At 75.9% G+C, this 14,027-nt stretch carries 16 protein-coding genes, 3 tRNA genes and 1 pseudogene; 11 read left to right on the top strand and 9 right to left on the bottom strand.

Features of this window, described 5'->3' with window-relative positions; translation table 11 throughout:
- Nucleotides 1-150, top strand: a pseudogene (locus ACRYM6_RS17235) (rhodanese-like domain-containing protein); the annotation flags it as partial.
- 42 nt (nt 151-192) lie between these two features.
- Here ACRYM6_RS17235 and ACRYM6_RS17230 read toward each other — a convergent pair.
- Nucleotides 193-888, bottom strand: a complete 696-nt coding sequence (locus ACRYM6_RS17230) for an SDR family NAD(P)-dependent oxidoreductase (protein WP_432544106.1) — start codon at nt 886-888, stop codon at nt 193-195.
- A 102-nt stretch (nt 889-990) separates the two neighbouring features.
- Between ACRYM6_RS17230 and ACRYM6_RS17225 the strand changes: the two genes are divergently transcribed.
- Nucleotides 991-1,866, top strand: a complete 876-nt coding sequence (locus ACRYM6_RS17225) for a helix-turn-helix domain-containing protein (RefSeq protein WP_432544105.1) — start codon at nt 991-993, stop codon at nt 1,864-1,866.
- Here the strand turns inward: ACRYM6_RS17225 and ACRYM6_RS17220 are convergent.
- Nucleotides 1,802-2,845 (bottom strand): PHP domain-containing protein, encoded by a 1,044-nt coding sequence (locus ACRYM6_RS17220; RefSeq protein ID WP_432544104.1) that lies wholly within the window; start codon nt 2,843-2,845, stop codon nt 1,802-1,804. The genes ACRYM6_RS17225 and ACRYM6_RS17220 overlap by 65 nt on opposite strands.
- Before the next feature lie 57 nt (nt 2,846-2,902).
- Between ACRYM6_RS17220 and ACRYM6_RS17215 the strand changes: the two genes are divergently transcribed.
- The 4 genes from ACRYM6_RS17215 (at nt 2,903) to ACRYM6_RS17200 (ending at nt 4,442) form a co-directional block, all read left to right on the top strand.
- Nucleotides 2,903-4,009, top strand: coding sequence for a DNA topoisomerase IB (locus ACRYM6_RS17215; protein ID WP_432544103.1), 1,107 nt, complete (start codon nt 2,903-2,905; stop codon nt 4,007-4,009).
- 82 nt (nt 4,010-4,091) lie between these two features.
- Nucleotides 4,092-4,164, top strand: a tRNA-Glu gene (locus ACRYM6_RS17210).
- 101 nt (nt 4,165-4,265) lie between these two features.
- Nucleotides 4,266-4,339: transfer RNA gene (locus tag ACRYM6_RS17205), tRNA-Asp, on the top strand.
- A 30-nt stretch (nt 4,340-4,369) separates the two neighbouring features.
- Nucleotides 4,370-4,442 (top strand) — tRNA-Phe (locus ACRYM6_RS17200).
- Nucleotides 4,443-4,512: 70 nt separating this feature from the next.
- Here ACRYM6_RS17200 and ACRYM6_RS17195 read toward each other — a convergent pair.
- Together ACRYM6_RS17195 and ACRYM6_RS17190 are read right to left on the bottom strand one after the other, a co-directional pair.
- Nucleotides 4,513-5,067, bottom strand: a complete 555-nt coding sequence (locus ACRYM6_RS17195) for an MOSC domain-containing protein (protein ID WP_432544102.1) — start codon at nt 5,065-5,067, stop codon at nt 4,513-4,515.
- Between the two features lie 84 nt (nt 5,068-5,151).
- Nucleotides 5,152-5,586 carry a MarR family winged helix-turn-helix transcriptional regulator gene (locus ACRYM6_RS17190; protein WP_432544101.1) on the bottom strand — a complete coding sequence of 145 codons (435 nt, stop codon included), beginning with the start codon at nt 5,584-5,586 and terminating at the stop codon, nt 5,152-5,154.
- A 72-nt stretch (nt 5,587-5,658) separates the two neighbouring features.
- Between ACRYM6_RS17190 and ACRYM6_RS17185 the strand changes: the two genes are divergently transcribed.
- From ACRYM6_RS17185 to ACRYM6_RS17170, 4 genes are all read left to right on the top strand, one after another.
- Nucleotides 5,659-6,585 (top strand): NAD(P)H-binding protein, encoded by a 927-nt coding sequence (locus ACRYM6_RS17185; RefSeq protein WP_432544100.1) that lies wholly within the window; start codon nt 5,659-5,661, stop codon nt 6,583-6,585.
- A gap of 96 nt (nt 6,586-6,681) precedes the next feature.
- A complete protein-coding gene (locus ACRYM6_RS17180) occupies nt 6,682-7,380 on the top strand; it encodes a DUF6518 family protein (RefSeq protein ID WP_432544099.1) in 699 nt (232 codons plus the stop codon).
- Between the two features lie 102 nt (nt 7,381-7,482).
- Entirely contained in the window at nt 7,483-7,803 is a 321-nt protein-coding gene (locus ACRYM6_RS17175; RefSeq protein ID WP_432544098.1) for a hypothetical protein, read from the top strand.
- Nucleotides 7,800-8,630: a GGDEF domain-containing protein gene (locus ACRYM6_RS17170; RefSeq protein ID WP_432544097.1), complete on the top strand. Its 831-nt coding sequence runs from the start codon at nt 7,800-7,802 to the stop codon at nt 8,628-8,630. The genes ACRYM6_RS17175 and ACRYM6_RS17170 overlap by 4 nt, the downstream gene beginning before the upstream one ends.
- A gap of 7 nt (nt 8,631-8,637) precedes the next feature.
- Here the strand turns inward: ACRYM6_RS17170 and xylB are convergent, their stop codons facing one another.
- A complete protein-coding gene (gene xylB, locus ACRYM6_RS17165) occupies nt 8,638-10,077 on the bottom strand; it encodes a xylulokinase (RefSeq protein WP_432544096.1) in 1,440 nt (479 codons plus the stop codon).
- A gap of 226 nt (nt 10,078-10,303) precedes the next feature.
- On the opposite strand from xylB, the gene ACRYM6_RS17160 reads away from it, so the two are divergent.
- A complete protein-coding gene (locus tag ACRYM6_RS17160; RefSeq protein ID WP_432512214.1) occupies nt 10,304-10,561 on the top strand; it encodes a DUF3073 domain-containing protein in 258 nt (85 codons plus the stop codon).
- Between the two features lie 70 nt (nt 10,562-10,631).
- Here the strand turns inward: ACRYM6_RS17160 and purM are convergent, their stop codons facing one another.
- From purM to ACRYM6_RS17140, 4 genes are read right to left on the bottom strand one after another with little or no spacing between them, the layout of a single operon-like run.
- Nucleotides 10,632-11,720 (bottom strand): phosphoribosylformylglycinamidine cyclo-ligase, encoded by a 1,089-nt coding sequence (gene purM / locus ACRYM6_RS17155; protein ID WP_432544095.1) that lies wholly within the window; start codon nt 11,718-11,720, stop codon nt 10,632-10,634.
- Entirely contained in the window at nt 11,717-13,264 is a 1,548-nt protein-coding gene (purF, locus tag ACRYM6_RS17150) for an amidophosphoribosyltransferase (protein ID WP_432544094.1), read from the bottom strand. Before purF ends, purM begins: the two co-directional genes overlap by 4 nt.
- A 12-nt stretch (nt 13,265-13,276) precedes the next feature.
- Nucleotides 13,277-13,639, bottom strand: a complete 363-nt coding sequence (locus tag ACRYM6_RS17145) for a hypothetical protein (protein ID WP_432544093.1) — start codon at nt 13,637-13,639, stop codon at nt 13,277-13,279.
- A complete protein-coding gene (locus ACRYM6_RS17140) occupies nt 13,636-14,007 on the bottom strand; it encodes a sterol carrier family protein (protein WP_432544092.1) in 372 nt (123 codons plus the stop codon). The genes ACRYM6_RS17145 and ACRYM6_RS17140 overlap by 4 nt, the downstream gene beginning before the upstream one ends.
- Nucleotides 14,008-14,027 lie beyond the last annotated feature (20 nt).

Genomic DNA, 14,027 nt, shown 5'->3' with positions numbered 1-14,027 from the left:
CTCACCCTGGCCACGATGGGGTACACCTCGGTGCGCGAACTGATCGGGGGTTTCGAGTACTGGGCCCGGGAGGGGCTGGCGACCGTCACCGACACCGGCCGCACCCGCCGGGAACCGGACCCGCTCGTCGCCCCCGTGCCGCTGCCCTGAGCGGGCGCACCCGGCGGGGCGCTCGCCGCCCCGCCGGGAACCTCACCAGGCCACGGTCCCCGACCGGTCGCGGAACTGACCCGTCGGCCCGTCCGGCCCGATCGTGGCGAGCTCGACGATCGCGTCGGTCCCCTCCGTCACCGTCTGGGGCCCGGAGTGCCCGTTGAGGTCCGTCGCCGTGTACCCGGGGTCGGCCGCGTTGAACTTCACGTCCGGCAGCGCCTTCGCGTACTGCGTCGTCAGCATCGTCAGCGCCGCCTTGGAGGAGGTGTACAGCGGCGCCGCGAGACTCGACTCCACGCGGTCCGGGTCGTGCGTCGCGGCGAACGACCCCAGCCCGCTGGACACGTTCACGACGACGGGGTTCGCCGAGCGGCGCAGCAGCGGCAGGAACGCGTGCGTCACCCGCACCACCCCCGCGACGTTCGTGTCGTAGACGGCGTGCAGGTCGGCGGCGGTCAGCTCGTCGGCCGGGGCGTGCGACCCGGCGACGCCGGCGTTGTTGACGAGGACGTCGACGGTCCCCTCGTGCGCGGCGACGTCGGCGGCCGCGGCCGCGACGGACGCGTCGTCGGTGACGTCGATCTGGACGAACCGGGCGCCGAGGGCGTCGGCGGCGGCCCGTCCGCGCTGCGGGTCGCGCGCCCCCACGAGGACGGTGTGCCCGGCCTCGACGAGCCGGCGGGCCGTCTCGTAGCCGAGGGACTTGTTCGCTCCGGTGATGAAGGTGGTGGTCATGCCGGAACCCTCGCCCCGCGGGACGGGGCGGGCCAGTGCCCCCCGCGACGGGAGGACCACCGGTACCAGGCTGATCGAGGGCGCGCGGGGGACGATGGCGCGGTGGAGGACCTCGGAACCGCCCTGCGCCGCTGGCGCGACCGGCTCTCACCGCTGGACGTGGGGCTGAGCGCGCGGGCGGGGCGCCGGGCGGCGGGCCTGCGGCGCGAGGAACTGGCCGACCTGGCCGGGTTGTCGGTCGACTACGTGGTGCGCCTGGAGCAGGGGCGGGCGACGAACCCGTCGGCGCAGGTGGTCGCCGCGCTGTGCCGGGCGCTGCAGCTGGACCCGGCCGAGCGCGACCACGCCCACCGGCTGGCCGGGTTGCTGCCCCCGGCGGACGGGGTGGTCTCCGACCACGTCCCGGCGGGGATCCAGCGGATGGTGGCCCGGTTGCGGGAGTTCCCGGTGGGGGTGTTCAGCGCCGACTGGCGGCTGCTGTCCTGGACGCCGTCGTGGGCGGCGCTGATCGGCGACCCCTCCGGGCTGGCGGAGGAGCAGCGCAGCCTGGTGCGGGCGGTGTTCACGGGGGTGCCCGCGCGCCTGTCGCGGTGGCCGGTGCGCCACGCCGACCCCGGGATGCCGGCCGCGCTGGTCGCGGACCTGCGGACGGCGCTGGCCGACCACCCCCGCGACCGGCGGCTGGCGGGCCTGGTGGAGGAGCTGCGCCGGGACAGCGCCGAGTTCTCCCGGTTGTGGGACACCGGGGCCGTGGGGCGGCACGTGTCGGCGCGCAAGACGATCGAGCACCCCGACGTGGGCGACGTGACGTGCGACTGCGACGTCCTGACCGCCCCGGGCTCCGACGTCCGCCTGGTCGTCTACACGGCGCCGGCGGGGTCGGTCGACGAGGAGAAGCTGGAGTTCCTGCGCGTCACGCGTGGGCAGCGCGGCGTCGCCGCGTCCACTCCAGGACCTGCTCGGCCGGCCAGGTCGTGACGACCCGGTCGGCCGGCACGCCGCACTCCTGGGCCCGGGCGCACCCGTAGGGCTGCCAGTCGAGCTGCCCGGGGGCGTGGGCGTCGGTGGACAGCGTGAACAGGCACCCGGCCTCCACGGCCTGCCGCAGCAGCGCGCGCGGGGGGTCCAGGCGCTCGGGGCGGGCGTTGATCTCGACGGCGACGTCGTGCTCGACGCACGCGGCGAACACGGCGGCGGCGTCGAACTCGCTGGGCGGGCGTCCCCCCGCCCCGACCCGCCCGTGGCCGCCGGTGACCATCCGGCCCGTGCAGTGGCCCAGGACGTCCATCCGCCCCGACCCGATCGCGGCGAGCAGGCGGCGGGTCATGGCGTCGCGGGGCATCCGCAGCTCGGAGTGGACGGAGGCGACGACCACGTCGAGCCGGGCGAGCAGGTCCGGCGGGCAGTCCAGGGTCCCGTCCCGCAGGACGTCGACCTCGATGCCGGACAGCAGCCGGAACGGCGCCAGCGGCGCGGCCAGCGCCGCGATCTGGGCCAACTGCTCCTCGCGGCGCGCGCGGGTGAGGCCGTTCGCGACCTTCAGGCGCTCGGAGTGGTCGGTGACGGCGAGGTACTCGTGGCCGAGCTCGGCCGCGGTGAACGCCATCTCGACCAGGGGGCTGCCGCCGTCGCTGGCGTCGGTGTGCGCGTGCAGGTCCCCGCGCAGCTGCGCCCGCAGCTCCTCCCCGCCCTCGACGAGGGGTCCGGCGGCCTCCTCGAGCGCGGCGAGCCGGTCGGGGGTGCGGCCGGCGGCGGCCTGGGTGACGATCTCGGCCGACGACGTCCCCACGCCCTTGAGCGCGGTGAGCGTCCCGGCGGCCAGCCGGGCGTCGAACTCGTCGGGGGGCAGGGCCAGCAGCGCCGCCGCGGCCCCGCGGAACGCCTGCACCCGGTAGGTGCTGGCCCGTTCGCGTTCCAGCAGGAACGCGGTGCGCCGCAACGCCTGCACGGGATCCACGGCAGTTCCTCCGGCCTTCGGGGTGCATCGTCGCGCACCACTCTGCACCATCGTCTCGTGGCCCGTCTGCGTCGTGTGTCCGTCTCCTCGCCCGGTTTCTCCCGGCGCCGGAGGGGCCGCGGCTGGTCGTACCTGGACACCGCGGGTGAGCGCATCGACGACCCCGACGTCATCGCCCGGATCAGCGCCCTGGCGATCCCGCCGGCCTACACCGACGTGTGGATCTGCCCGTACCCCAACGGGCACCTGCAGGCCGTCGGCACCGACGACCGGGGCCGGCGCCAGTACCGCTACCACCCCCAGTGGCGGCTGGAGCAGGACCGGGCCAAGCACGACCGGGTGCTGGAGGTCGCCGCCCGGCTGCCCGCGGCCCGCGAGCGCGTCAGCGACCTCCTCCAGGGGTCGGGCCTGACCCGCGAGCGCGTCCTGGCCGCCGCCTTCCGGTTGCTGGACCTGGGTTTCTTCCGGGTCGGCGGCGACAGCTACGCCGAGGAGAACGGCTCGTACGGGCTGGCGACGCTGCGCCGCGACCACGTGCACCAGCGCGGGGAGGACCTGGTGTTCTCCTACGTGGCGAAGTCCGGCAAGGACCGCACGGCGGTGGTCTCGGACCCGGCGGTGCGGGAGGTGGTGCGCTCCCTGAAGCGCCGCCGCGGCGGCGGGGACGACCTGCTGGTGTGGCGGACCCCGCGCGGCTGGCACGACGTGACCGCCGACGACGTCAACGACTTCCTGCACGAGACGATCGGGCCGGACGTCAGCGCCAAGGACTTCCGGACGTGGCACGCGACCGTCCTGGCCGCGGTGGCGCTGGCGGTGTCGCTGCCGGTGGCCGGCACCCCCACGGCCCGCAAGCGCGCGGTGACGCGGGCGTGCGCGGAGGTCTCGGAGTACCTGGGCAACACGCCGAGCGTGTGCCGCAGCAGCTACATCGACCCGCGGGTGGTCGACCTGTTCGGCGACGGCGTGACGATCGCCCCCGCGCTGGAGGACCTGGGGTCGGGCGGCTTCGGGCACCCGGCGACCCACGGCGCGGTCGAGCAGGCCGTGCGGGACCTGCTGCACACCGACCCCGAGGCGGTGACCCGCTCCATCGCGCGGGGCCGCCGGCCGGTGGTGGCGTCGCGGCGGCTGTCGGTCCCGGGGACCGGCCGGGCGGCCTGACCCCGGGCGACCGGGGGCCTCGTCGGCAGCACTCCTGCCCGTCCCCTATGCTGGACGGGCCCCGACGGCAACGCCGGGGTGCGCCCCCATCGTTTAGTGGCCTAGGACGCCGCCCTTTCAAGGCGGTAGCACGGGTTCGAATCCCGTTGGGGGTACGCAGGGACTCCGGTCCAGAGGGTGGTCACCACCACTCCCGCGGATCGGGTAAGGTTGCTGCAAGCAAGGCCGCGAGGCAAGCAAGACAAGGCCTCACTGAGGCCCCGTAGCGCAGTTGGTTAGCGCGCCGCCCTGTCACGGCGGAGGTCGCGGGTTCGAGTCCCGTCGGGGTCGCTCGTCGTGCCGGTTCACCCGGCCCGGCACGGCCAGGTAGCTCAGTTGGTAGAGCGTCCGACTGAAAATCGGAAGGTCAGCGGTTCGACCCCGCTCCTGGCCACCTGGAGTTCCACGTCACGAGGGCCCCGGCGCACCGCGCCGGGGCCTTCGTCGTCCGTACCCGGCCCCGCTCAGACGCGTTCGAGGGCCTGCCAGGGTCGCGACGGCACCTCGACGACCACCGCGTCGCCGGCGCGGACCGGCCCGCCGGCCAGCACGACGGCCATCACCCCGGCCTTGCGCACCACGTTCCCCTCCGCGTCGCGCGGGGTGAGGGCCTTCAGCAGGCCCGGCTGGAAGGCGTTGATCTGCGCGCACGGGTTGCGCAGCCCGGTGAGCTCCACGACCGCCTCCGGACCCAGGTGCAGGCGGGTCCCGCGCGGCAGGTCCAACAGGTGCAGGCCGCGGGTGGTGACGTTCTCCCCCAGGTCGCCCGGGTGGACCTCGAAACCTCCCGCGCGCAGTTCGTCGTGCAGCTCGCCGTGGATGAGGTGCACCTGCCGCAGGTTCGGTCGCGTCGGGTCGACCGCGACCCGGGAACGGTGCTGGACGGTGGTGCCGGCGTGGGCGTCCCCCTCGACACCGAGCCCGGCCAGCAGGGTGATCACGTCGGTGACGACCTTGCTGAACCGGTGCTCGCCGTCACGGCTGACGGCGACGACCTGACCCCCGTGGACACCGCTCACCCCCCGATCGTGCCGCACCGGCCGGGGTGAGCGGCAGACCCGCGCCCGGCGGGGCGCCGGCGGGGCACCGGCGCCACGGGCACGTCACCGGGGTCCCTGGACCATCCTCAGCAGGACGCCGTTCAGCGCCGCCACCTCCGCCGCGCTCATGCCCAGCCGTTCCGGCCGGTTGGCCTCCCGCACCGCCGGCCACACCTCGGCCAGCAGCTCGCGACCCGCGGCGGTCAGGGCCAGCGGGTTGCGCCGTCCCTTGGAGCGCTCCGAGCCCCGGGCGATCAGCCCCCGCTCCTCCATCCCGTCCAGCACCCCGGTGATCGACTGCGGGCGCACCAGGACCTCGCGCGCCAGCTGGGCCTGGGTGAACGCGGCGCCGGTGGCCAGGTGCGAGAGCACCCCGAACTGCACCGGGGAGAGCCCGTGCTCGGCGAACAGCGCCGTCAGCTCCCGCTGGGCGCGGTGCGCGGCGCGGATCAGCGACCACGTCACCAGGGCGTCGATGTCGCCTTCGGTCAGGTCCACGGTCGGGTTGCCACCTCCTCGGGTGCGGTGCAGTCTTTCACCAACAGGTTCCTGCTACTTAGAGAGGTCCACGTGCCCGCACCCACCCGCCGACAGGACAGCGCCACCACCCCGCTCACCCTGGTCACCGGAGCCACCGGCGACATCGGCACCCACCTCGTCGAGGAGCTGACCACCCGGCAGGTCCCCTTCCGCGTGCTGTGCCGGCGCCCCGCCCAGGTGCGCGCCTTCACCGAGCGCGGCGTCGACGCGGTCCTGGGCAGCTTCGAGGACGCCGCGAGCCTGCGCGAGGCGATGCGCGGGTGCGACCAGGTCTTCCTGAACACCCCTCCCGGCCCGCAGCAGTTCCGCCAGAACCGCGACGCGATCGACGCCGCCGTCGCCGCCGGGGTCCGCCACGTGGTCAAGGTCTCCGCCTCCGACGCCAACCCCCGCTCGGCCATCCCCTGGGCCCGCGACCACGCCCTGGCCGACGAGCACCTGCGGCGCAGCGGCCTGGCCTGGACGCTCCTGCTGCCGGGCGCCTTCACCAAGAACCTGCTGGTGGAAGCGGGCGCCATCCGCCGCGGGTGGCTCCCCCAGACCAGCGGGCACGGGGCCACCGCCTGGATCGACGTGGTCGACGTCGCCGCCGTCGCCGCCCGCGTCCTCACCGACCCCGCCGCGCAGGGAGGACCCGGCGAGGGAGGCCGGGTCCTGCGCCTCACCGGCGACCGCCCCCTGTCCTACCCCGAGGTCGCCGACATCCTCACCGCGACCCTCGGGCACCGCGTGCGCTACGTCCACGTGCCCGCCCCCGCCTTCTACGGCGTGCTGCGCGCCACCGGGGTCCCCCGGTGGCAGGCGAGGGGCCTGGTCCACCAGTTCGTCGACGTCGTGCGCCGCGGCGCGGACGACGGGCGGCTGTGCACCAGCGACGTCCCCGACCTGCTGGGACGACCCGCCACGACCGTCGCCGAGTTCGCCCGGGCCCACCGCGCCGAGCTCAGCGCGGCCTGAACCGCCACGGGGTGCTCCCGCGGGATGAGGGACCGCGCCCGACGATCCGCCCCCGCGGTGACGCGGCGCCCACCCGCGGTGCGGGAACCTTCGACCGTGACCGATCCCGCCGCCACGACGACCCCACCCCCCGCTCCCGGACCCGGGGGCCGACGCACCGGAGCGGGGGGTGGTCTCGGCGCGGCGCCGGCGCTCGGGGCGGCGGTGCTGGTCGGTCTGCTCTGGGGGGCGGCGACGTCCGGCCTGCAGACGGTGCTGCCCTGGCCCTTCGCCGGGCTGGCGAACGCGGTGGGTCCCTGGGTCGCCCCGGCGTTCCTGGTCGGCGCGTGGAGCAGGCGGGCCGGGGTCGCCGTCCTGGCCGGCGTCCTGGTGTGCTCCGGGGAGGTCGCCGGCTACTACGCCACGTCCGCCCTGCGGGGCTTCGGCGTCAACCCCGCCACGGTCGCGCTGTGGGCCGGCACCGGCCTGCTCGGGGGGCCGGTCCTCGGGCTGGCCGGGTGGTGGTGGCGGCGCGCCGCGTCGCGGCGGGTGGCCGCGCTGGGGGCGGCGCTGCTGGGCGGGGTGTTCCTCGCGGAGGGCGCGGTCACCTACGGCTACTACCTGCGCTACACCGGTGACGCCGTCGTCTTCTGCGTCCTCGGCGCCGCCCTGGTGGCGGTGCTCGGCGCCACCGCGCCGGCCGCGCGGGTGGCCGGGACGCGGGCCCGGGGCGCCGGCGCGGCGGCGGCCTGGTCGCTGCTGGTGCTGCCCCTGGGGGTGGCCGGGGAGGTGCTGCTGCACCGCGTCGTGACCTGAACCGGTACCGGTGACCGCTGCACGCACCGCCGCCGCGCCCGCTGGAGCCGCTCGCCCGGGAGCGGGGGGCCGACCGTCCGGGGGCGCGGGTAGCCTCCTGGCGTGCCGACGATCCCCAGCCCCGCCCTCATCGCCCCCGCCGTCCTCGGCGGCTACGCCGTCGGCCGCGGCACCGGGAACCGGCGCCTGGCGGGGGTGGCCCTGCTGGCCGGGCTCGGCGCGGCCCTGCCCCGCTGGGGCCGGCGCTCCCCCGCGCTGGCCGCCGCGCTGGCCCTGGGCACCGTCGGGCTCGTCGGCGCCTCCCACCCGCTGTCGAAGCGCGTCGGGCCGTGGCCGGCGGTGCTGACGACGACGGCCGCGGCCGCGGCCCTGGCCGGGGTGGGCGACCACCTGGCCGGACGGTCCGGCACCGCCGGCTCGTGACCCCCGCGGGGGCCGACTGGCGGGCCCTCGCCGCGCACGCGCCCGCGACGGTCCTGCTGTCCGGCTCGACCGTCCTGTGGGCCTCCCCGGACGTCGCGCGGTTCGTCACGGCCGCTCCCGCCGACCTCGTGGGCACCGACGTGCTGGACCTCGTCGTGGACCGCGACCGGGACCGGGCCGCCCGGGCCCTGGCGCGGGCGGCGAGCCGGCCCGGTGAGCGGCTGGGGCCGGTGCGGGTGCGCCCGCGGGCCCGGCCGGACCTGCGCGTGGAGGTCGTGGCCCGCTCCCGCGCCGCCGAGCACGTCGTCCTGGCCGTCTGGGACGTCACCGAGCGCCTCGCCGCCGAGCGGGAGCTGGGTCACCGCGCCCGGCACGACGCCCTCACCGGCCTGCCCAACCGGGCCCTGCTGGCCGACCGCTGGCAGCGGGCCCGCGCCCGGGCCCGGGCCGGTACGGGGCTGCGGACGTTCGTGCTGCTGTGCGACGTCGACGGTCTGAAGGCGGTCAACGACGCGTTCGGCCACCGGGTCGGGGACGCCGTCATCGTCGACGTCGCGCGACGGCTCGCGGCGGAGGTGCGCCCCGGCGACACCGTCGCGCGCGTGGGCGGGGACGAGTTCGTCGTGCTGGTCGAGCCCGTCCCGGCCGAGCACGTGCAGGCGCTGGCCCGGCGGCTGCGGCGCAGCGTCGTGCAGGTCGCCGAGGGGGCCCGGGTGGGCCTGTCGGTGGGCTGGGCGGAGGACGACCCGGACCGGTCCACGGACGCGGTGCTGGCCGAGGCCGACGCCCGCATGTACGAGGACAAGCGGGCGCACCGCGCGCCGTGACCGGACCTCACACCCGGGTGGCCGTCAGGTCGCGCACCTGCGCGTAGCGCTCGCGCACGGCCGGGGTGGGGTCGGCCTCGAACGTCTGCGAGCGGCCCAGGGACCACTGCGGCGGCTCGTCGCCGCCGGCGAGCACCCACGCCGCCTGCCGGGCCGCGCCGTCGGCGACGTACTCCCCCGGTTCGGGCACCACGACGGGGCGGCCCAGGACGGCCGGGGCCAGGACCCGCACCGCCTCCGAGCGGGCGCCGCCGCCGACGAGGACGACCCGCCCGACCTCGACGCCCTGCGCGACGAGCGCGTCGAGGCCGTCGGCGAGCCCGCACAGCAGCCCCTCGACCACCGCGCGGGCGAGGTGGGCGGGGGTGGACGTCGCCAGCGTCAGGCCGTGCAGGGCGCCGGTGGCGTCGGGGCGGACGGGGGTGCGCTCACCCTCCAGGTAGGGCACCAGGACGAGCCCGCCGCTGCCCGCGGGGGCGGTCAGGGCCAGCCGCGACAGCTCGGCGTGGTCGACGCCGAGCAGCCGGGCGGCGGAGTCGAGCACGCGGGCGGCGTTGAGCGTGCAGACCAGCGGCAGGTAGCGGCCGGTGGCGTCGGCGAAGCCGGCGACGAGGCCGCTGGCGTCCCGGGTGGGCCGGTCGCTCACGACGCTCACGACGCCGGAGGTGCCGATGGAGACGACGACGTCGCCGACGCGGGCGCCGACGCCGAGGGCGGCGGCCATGTTGTCGCCCGTTCCGGGCGCCAGCAGGGCCCCGTCCGACAGCGGGCTGCGGCTGGTGCCGGCCGCGACGTCCGGGCCCAGCACCTCCGGCAGCGCGGGCACCGCGCCGAACGCCCGTTCCAGCAGGTCCTCGCGGTAGCGGCCGTCGGCCGGCGACCAGTACCCGGTGCCGCTGGCGTCGCCGCGGTCGGTGACGAGCCGGTCCGACCCGCTGAGCCGGTGGGTCAGCCAGTCGTGCGGCAGGCAGACCGCCGCGGTGCGGGCCGCGTTCTCGGGTTCGTGCTCGGCGATCCAGCGCAGCTTGGTGATGGTGAGGGAGGCGACCAGGACGCTGCCGACCTGCTCGGCCCACGCCCGGGGGCCGCCGAGCTCGTCGGTGAGCGCCTGCGCGGCCGCCGCGGAGCGGGCGTCGTTCCACAGCAGCGCGGGCCGGACGACCCCGCCGGTCTCGTCGAGCAGCACCGAGCCGTGCTGCTGGGCGCCGACGGCGATCGCGGCGACGTCGTCGAGCCCGCCGGCGTCGGCGACGGCCTCCTCCAGGGCGCGCCACCAGTGCGCGGGGTCGACCTCGGTGCCGTCGGGGTGCGCGGCCCGCCCGATCCGCAGCAGCTCACCGGTCTCGGCGTCGCGGACGACGACCTTGCACGACTGCGTCGAGGAGTCGATCCCGGCCACGGCGCGCGCGGCCCCACCGGCTCCTGTGCTGGTCCTGGGGCTGGTCATGGGCACAGCTAACACGATCGGCGGGACGCCGCGGAGCGGGCTCGGCGGTGGTGGGGAGGGGGCCGGGAGGGGGCCGGGACCGGCCGCGTTGACCCGTCCGGGACCGGACCGCCCGACCGGGATGCCGGAACGTCTCCTGAACCTGTACCTTTGGGGGCACGGAGAGATGACAGCTGCTCCGGGGTGGCACAGACCGCCCCGGCCGACGCGCGAGGGGGTCGACGCCATGGGGCGCGGCCGTCAGAAGGCCAAGCAGACGAAGGTCGCTCGGGAGCTGAAGTACTTCAGTCCCGACACCGACTACAACGCTCTGCAACGTGAGCTTCACGGGCCCGACCCGTACCGCCAGACGGGGCGCGACACCGCCCCCGAGGCGCCGGAGTCTGACGTGGAAGACGACGACTCGGACGACAACCCCGAGAACTGGTCGAAGTACACCGCCACGGACGACTACGACGACTGGTCGTCCAAGCGTCGGGCTTGACCGGACGCACGCAGGACCAGATCGCGCAGTAGCTCGCGGTAGCGCACGAGGCGTGGCGCTCCCCCGGACCTCACCAGCCCTGGTGAGAACCCCGGAGGAGCGTCACGCCTCCTGCGATCCCCTTGCCGTTGCTCGCACCGTCGGCCTCGGTCCGTTCCCGGACCTCACCGCACACCCACGCCGGGATGCCGGCGCGCTCGACCGTGTCGACGACCGCCTGCGCGCTGTCGGCCGCCACGACCGCCAGCATGCCCACGCCCAGGTTGAGGGTGCGCTCGAGGTCGTCGGCGGGCACGCCGCCGAGGTCGCGCACCAGGCGGAAGACCGCACCGGGCGTCCACGTCGAGCGGTCCACCTCGGCCGTGACGTGCTCGGGCAGGCAGCGGGCCAGGTTCGCGGCCAGGCCACCACCGGTGACGTGGCTCATCGCGTGCACCCCACCGGTGGCCAGCGTCGCCAGCGCGGGCCGGGCGTAGATGCGGGTGGGGACGAGCAGCTCCTCGCCGAGCGTGCGGCCGAACTCCTCGACGTGCCGGTCGTAGGCCCAGCCGGCGTCGGCGAAGACGCGCCGGACCAGGGAGTACCCGTTGGAGTGCAGCCCGGACGAGGCCATCGCGACCAGGACGTCCCCGGCCTGCACGCGGTGGGCGCCGAGCAGCTCGTCGTGCTCGACGACCCCGGTGACGGCACCGGCGACGTCGTACTCCTCCGGGCCGAGCAGCCCGGGGTGCTCGGCGGTCTCGCCGCCGACGAGGGCGACGCCGGCCTCCTCGCAGGCGCGGGCGATGCCGGCGACGATCGCGGCCATCCGCTCGGGGACGACCCGGCCGCAGGCGATGTAGTCCGTCATGAACAGCGGCGTCGCGCCGCAGACGACGATGTCGTCGACGACCATGCCGATCAGGTCGGACCCGATCGTGTCGTGCCGGTCGACGGCCTGCGCGACCGCGACCTTCGTGCCGACGCCGTCGGTGCTGGTGGCCAGCAGCGGACGGCGGTAGTCCTTCAGCACCGAGACGTCGTACAGGCCGGCGAACCCGCCGAAGCCACCGACCACCTCCGGGCCCTGCGTGCGGGCGACGGACGCCTTCATGAGCTCGACGGCGCGGTCCCCCGCGACGACGTCGACGCCCGCGGAGGCGTAGGTGGTTCCGGTCACTGCTGTGCTCCCTGGTGGCTCTCGTGGCGGTCGACGGGGGTGATCGGGATGCGCGGCTTGTCCATCGAGTGCTCGCCGAGGCGGTCGAGGTCGTTCAGCGGCACGGGGTAGCGGCCGGTGAAGCAGGCCGTGCACAGCCGGTCCTCCGGCTGGTCGGTCGCGGCGATCATCCCGTCGGCCGAGATGTACCCGAGGGAGTCGGCCCCGATGCTCTGGGCGATGTCCTCCACGGACAGGCCGTTGGCGATGAGCTCGGCGCGGGTGGCGAAGTCGATGCCGTAGAAGCAGGGCCACTTCACCGGCGGGGAGGAGATCCGGACGTGGATCTCGGCGGCCCCGGCCTCGCGCAGCATCCGGATGAGAGCGCGCTGGGTGTTGCCGCGGACGATGGAGTCGTCGACGACGACCAGCCGCTTGCCCGCCACGACGTGCTTGAGCGGGTTGAGCTTGAGCCGGATGCCGAGCTGCCGGATCGTCTGGCTGGGCTGGATGAAGGTCCGGCCCACGTAGGAGTTCTTGACCATGCCCTGGCCGTAGGGGATGCCGGACTCCTCGGCGTAGCCGATGGCGGCGGGGGTCCCGGACTCGGGGGTGGGGATCACGAGGTCGGCCTCGACGGGGTGCTCGCGGGCGAGCACGCGGCCCATCTCGACGCGCGCCTCCTGCACGACCTTGGCGTTGATCGAGGTGTCCGGGCGGGCGAGGTAGACGTACTCGAAGACGCAGCCCTTGGGCTTCGCCTCGGCGAACCGGGTGCTGCGCAGGCCGTCGGCGTCGATGGCGATGAGCTCACCGGGCTCGACCTCGCGCACGAAGCTGGCGCCGCAGATGTCCAGCGCGGGGGTCTCCGAGGCGACCACCCAGCCGCGTTCGAGGCGGCCGAGGACGAGCGGGCGGATGCCCTGCGGGTCGCGGGCGGCGTACAGGGTGTGCTCGTCCATGAAGACGAGGGAGAAGGCGCCCTGCACGTGCGGCAGGACCTCGGCGGCGGTGGCCTCGAGGGTGTGGTCGGGGTCGCCGCGGAACAGGGCCGTGAGGATCGCGGTGTCCGTGGTGTTCCCGCGGGCGATCTCGCTGGGCGAGGGGCGCCCGCGCAGCGGCAGCTGCGGCGCCTGTTCGGGGTAGCGCTCGGCGAGCATGTCGCGCAGCGCGAACTGGTTCGTCAGGTTCCCGTTGTGCGCCAGCGCCACGGTCCCGCCGGCGGTGTCGCCCAGGGTCGGCTGGGCGTTCTGCCAGCCCCCGCCGCCGGTGGTGGAGTACCGGGCGTGCCCGACCGCGATGTGCCCCTGCAGGGACTCCAGGGCGGACTCGTCGAAGACCTGGGACACCAGACCGGTGTCCTTGAAGACGAGGATCTGCTCGCCGTTGCTGACGGCGATGCCGGCTGCCTCCTGGCCCCGGTGCTGCAGGGCGTAGAGGCCGTAGAAGGTGAGCTTGGAGACTTCCTCACCCGGCGCCCAGACCCCGAAGACGCCGCAAGCGTCCTGAGGGCCCTTCTCGCCGGGGAGCAGGTCGTGGTTCAGACGTCCGTCACCGCGGGCCACGGGTCGAGTGTGTCACACCCCGCGGCGCTTGCCGCGCCGCTCGCGCGGTTCGGGACGGGTCCCGGTGCGCCGGTCCACGAGCACCGCGACGAGCGCCCCGAGCAGGACGAGCACGAGCCCCAGGGAGCAGAACAGGTAGCCGAACAGCGCCTGCTGGGAGTACCCCGCCGAGGGCGGGGTGGTGAACGCGACGACCGCGGCGACGACGAAGGCCAGCAGCAGGCCGGTGACGGCGAAGGCGCGGAACCGGGGGGCCCGGCGGCGGGTGACCTGCACGAACGCCGTGCCCTCGCGCTCGGCCTCGCGTTCGGCCCCGGGGGCCGCGCCCTCCTCGGCGGGGGGCTGCGCCGGCGGGGGCTGGGACTGCTCGCTCACGGGAGAACGGTACGTGCTCCGGCGTCCGGCGGCGCCACCAGCGGCAGCAGGGCGCCGAGGTCGGCGCGCTGGCCGCTGGCCCGCACCCGCCCCGCCGCGCGGGCCTGATCGAAGGTCAGCGACCCGGTGGCCAGCGCCAGCCAGGTGGGTGCGTCCATCTCGACGACGGCTGGCGGGGTGCCGCGGGTGTGCCTGGGGCCCTGGAGGACCTGGACGGCGGCGAAGGGCGGCACGCGGACCTCGACGCTGCCGCCGGGGTGGCGGGCCGCCAGCTCCTCCAGCGCGTACCGGACGGCGGTCGCGAGCACGGCGCGGGTGGGGGTGGCGCCCTCGTCGAGGGTCTGGACGGCGAGGCGGAGGGCGGTCATCCCCTCGCCCGGGTCGGTTC

Origin of the sequence: Kineococcus rugosus, from assembly GCF_050871975.1 — a bacterium.
GTDB lineage: Bacteria > Actinomycetota > Actinomycetes > Actinomycetales > Kineococcaceae > Kineococcus.
This window is presented reverse-complemented; position numbering and strand designations above follow the sequence as displayed.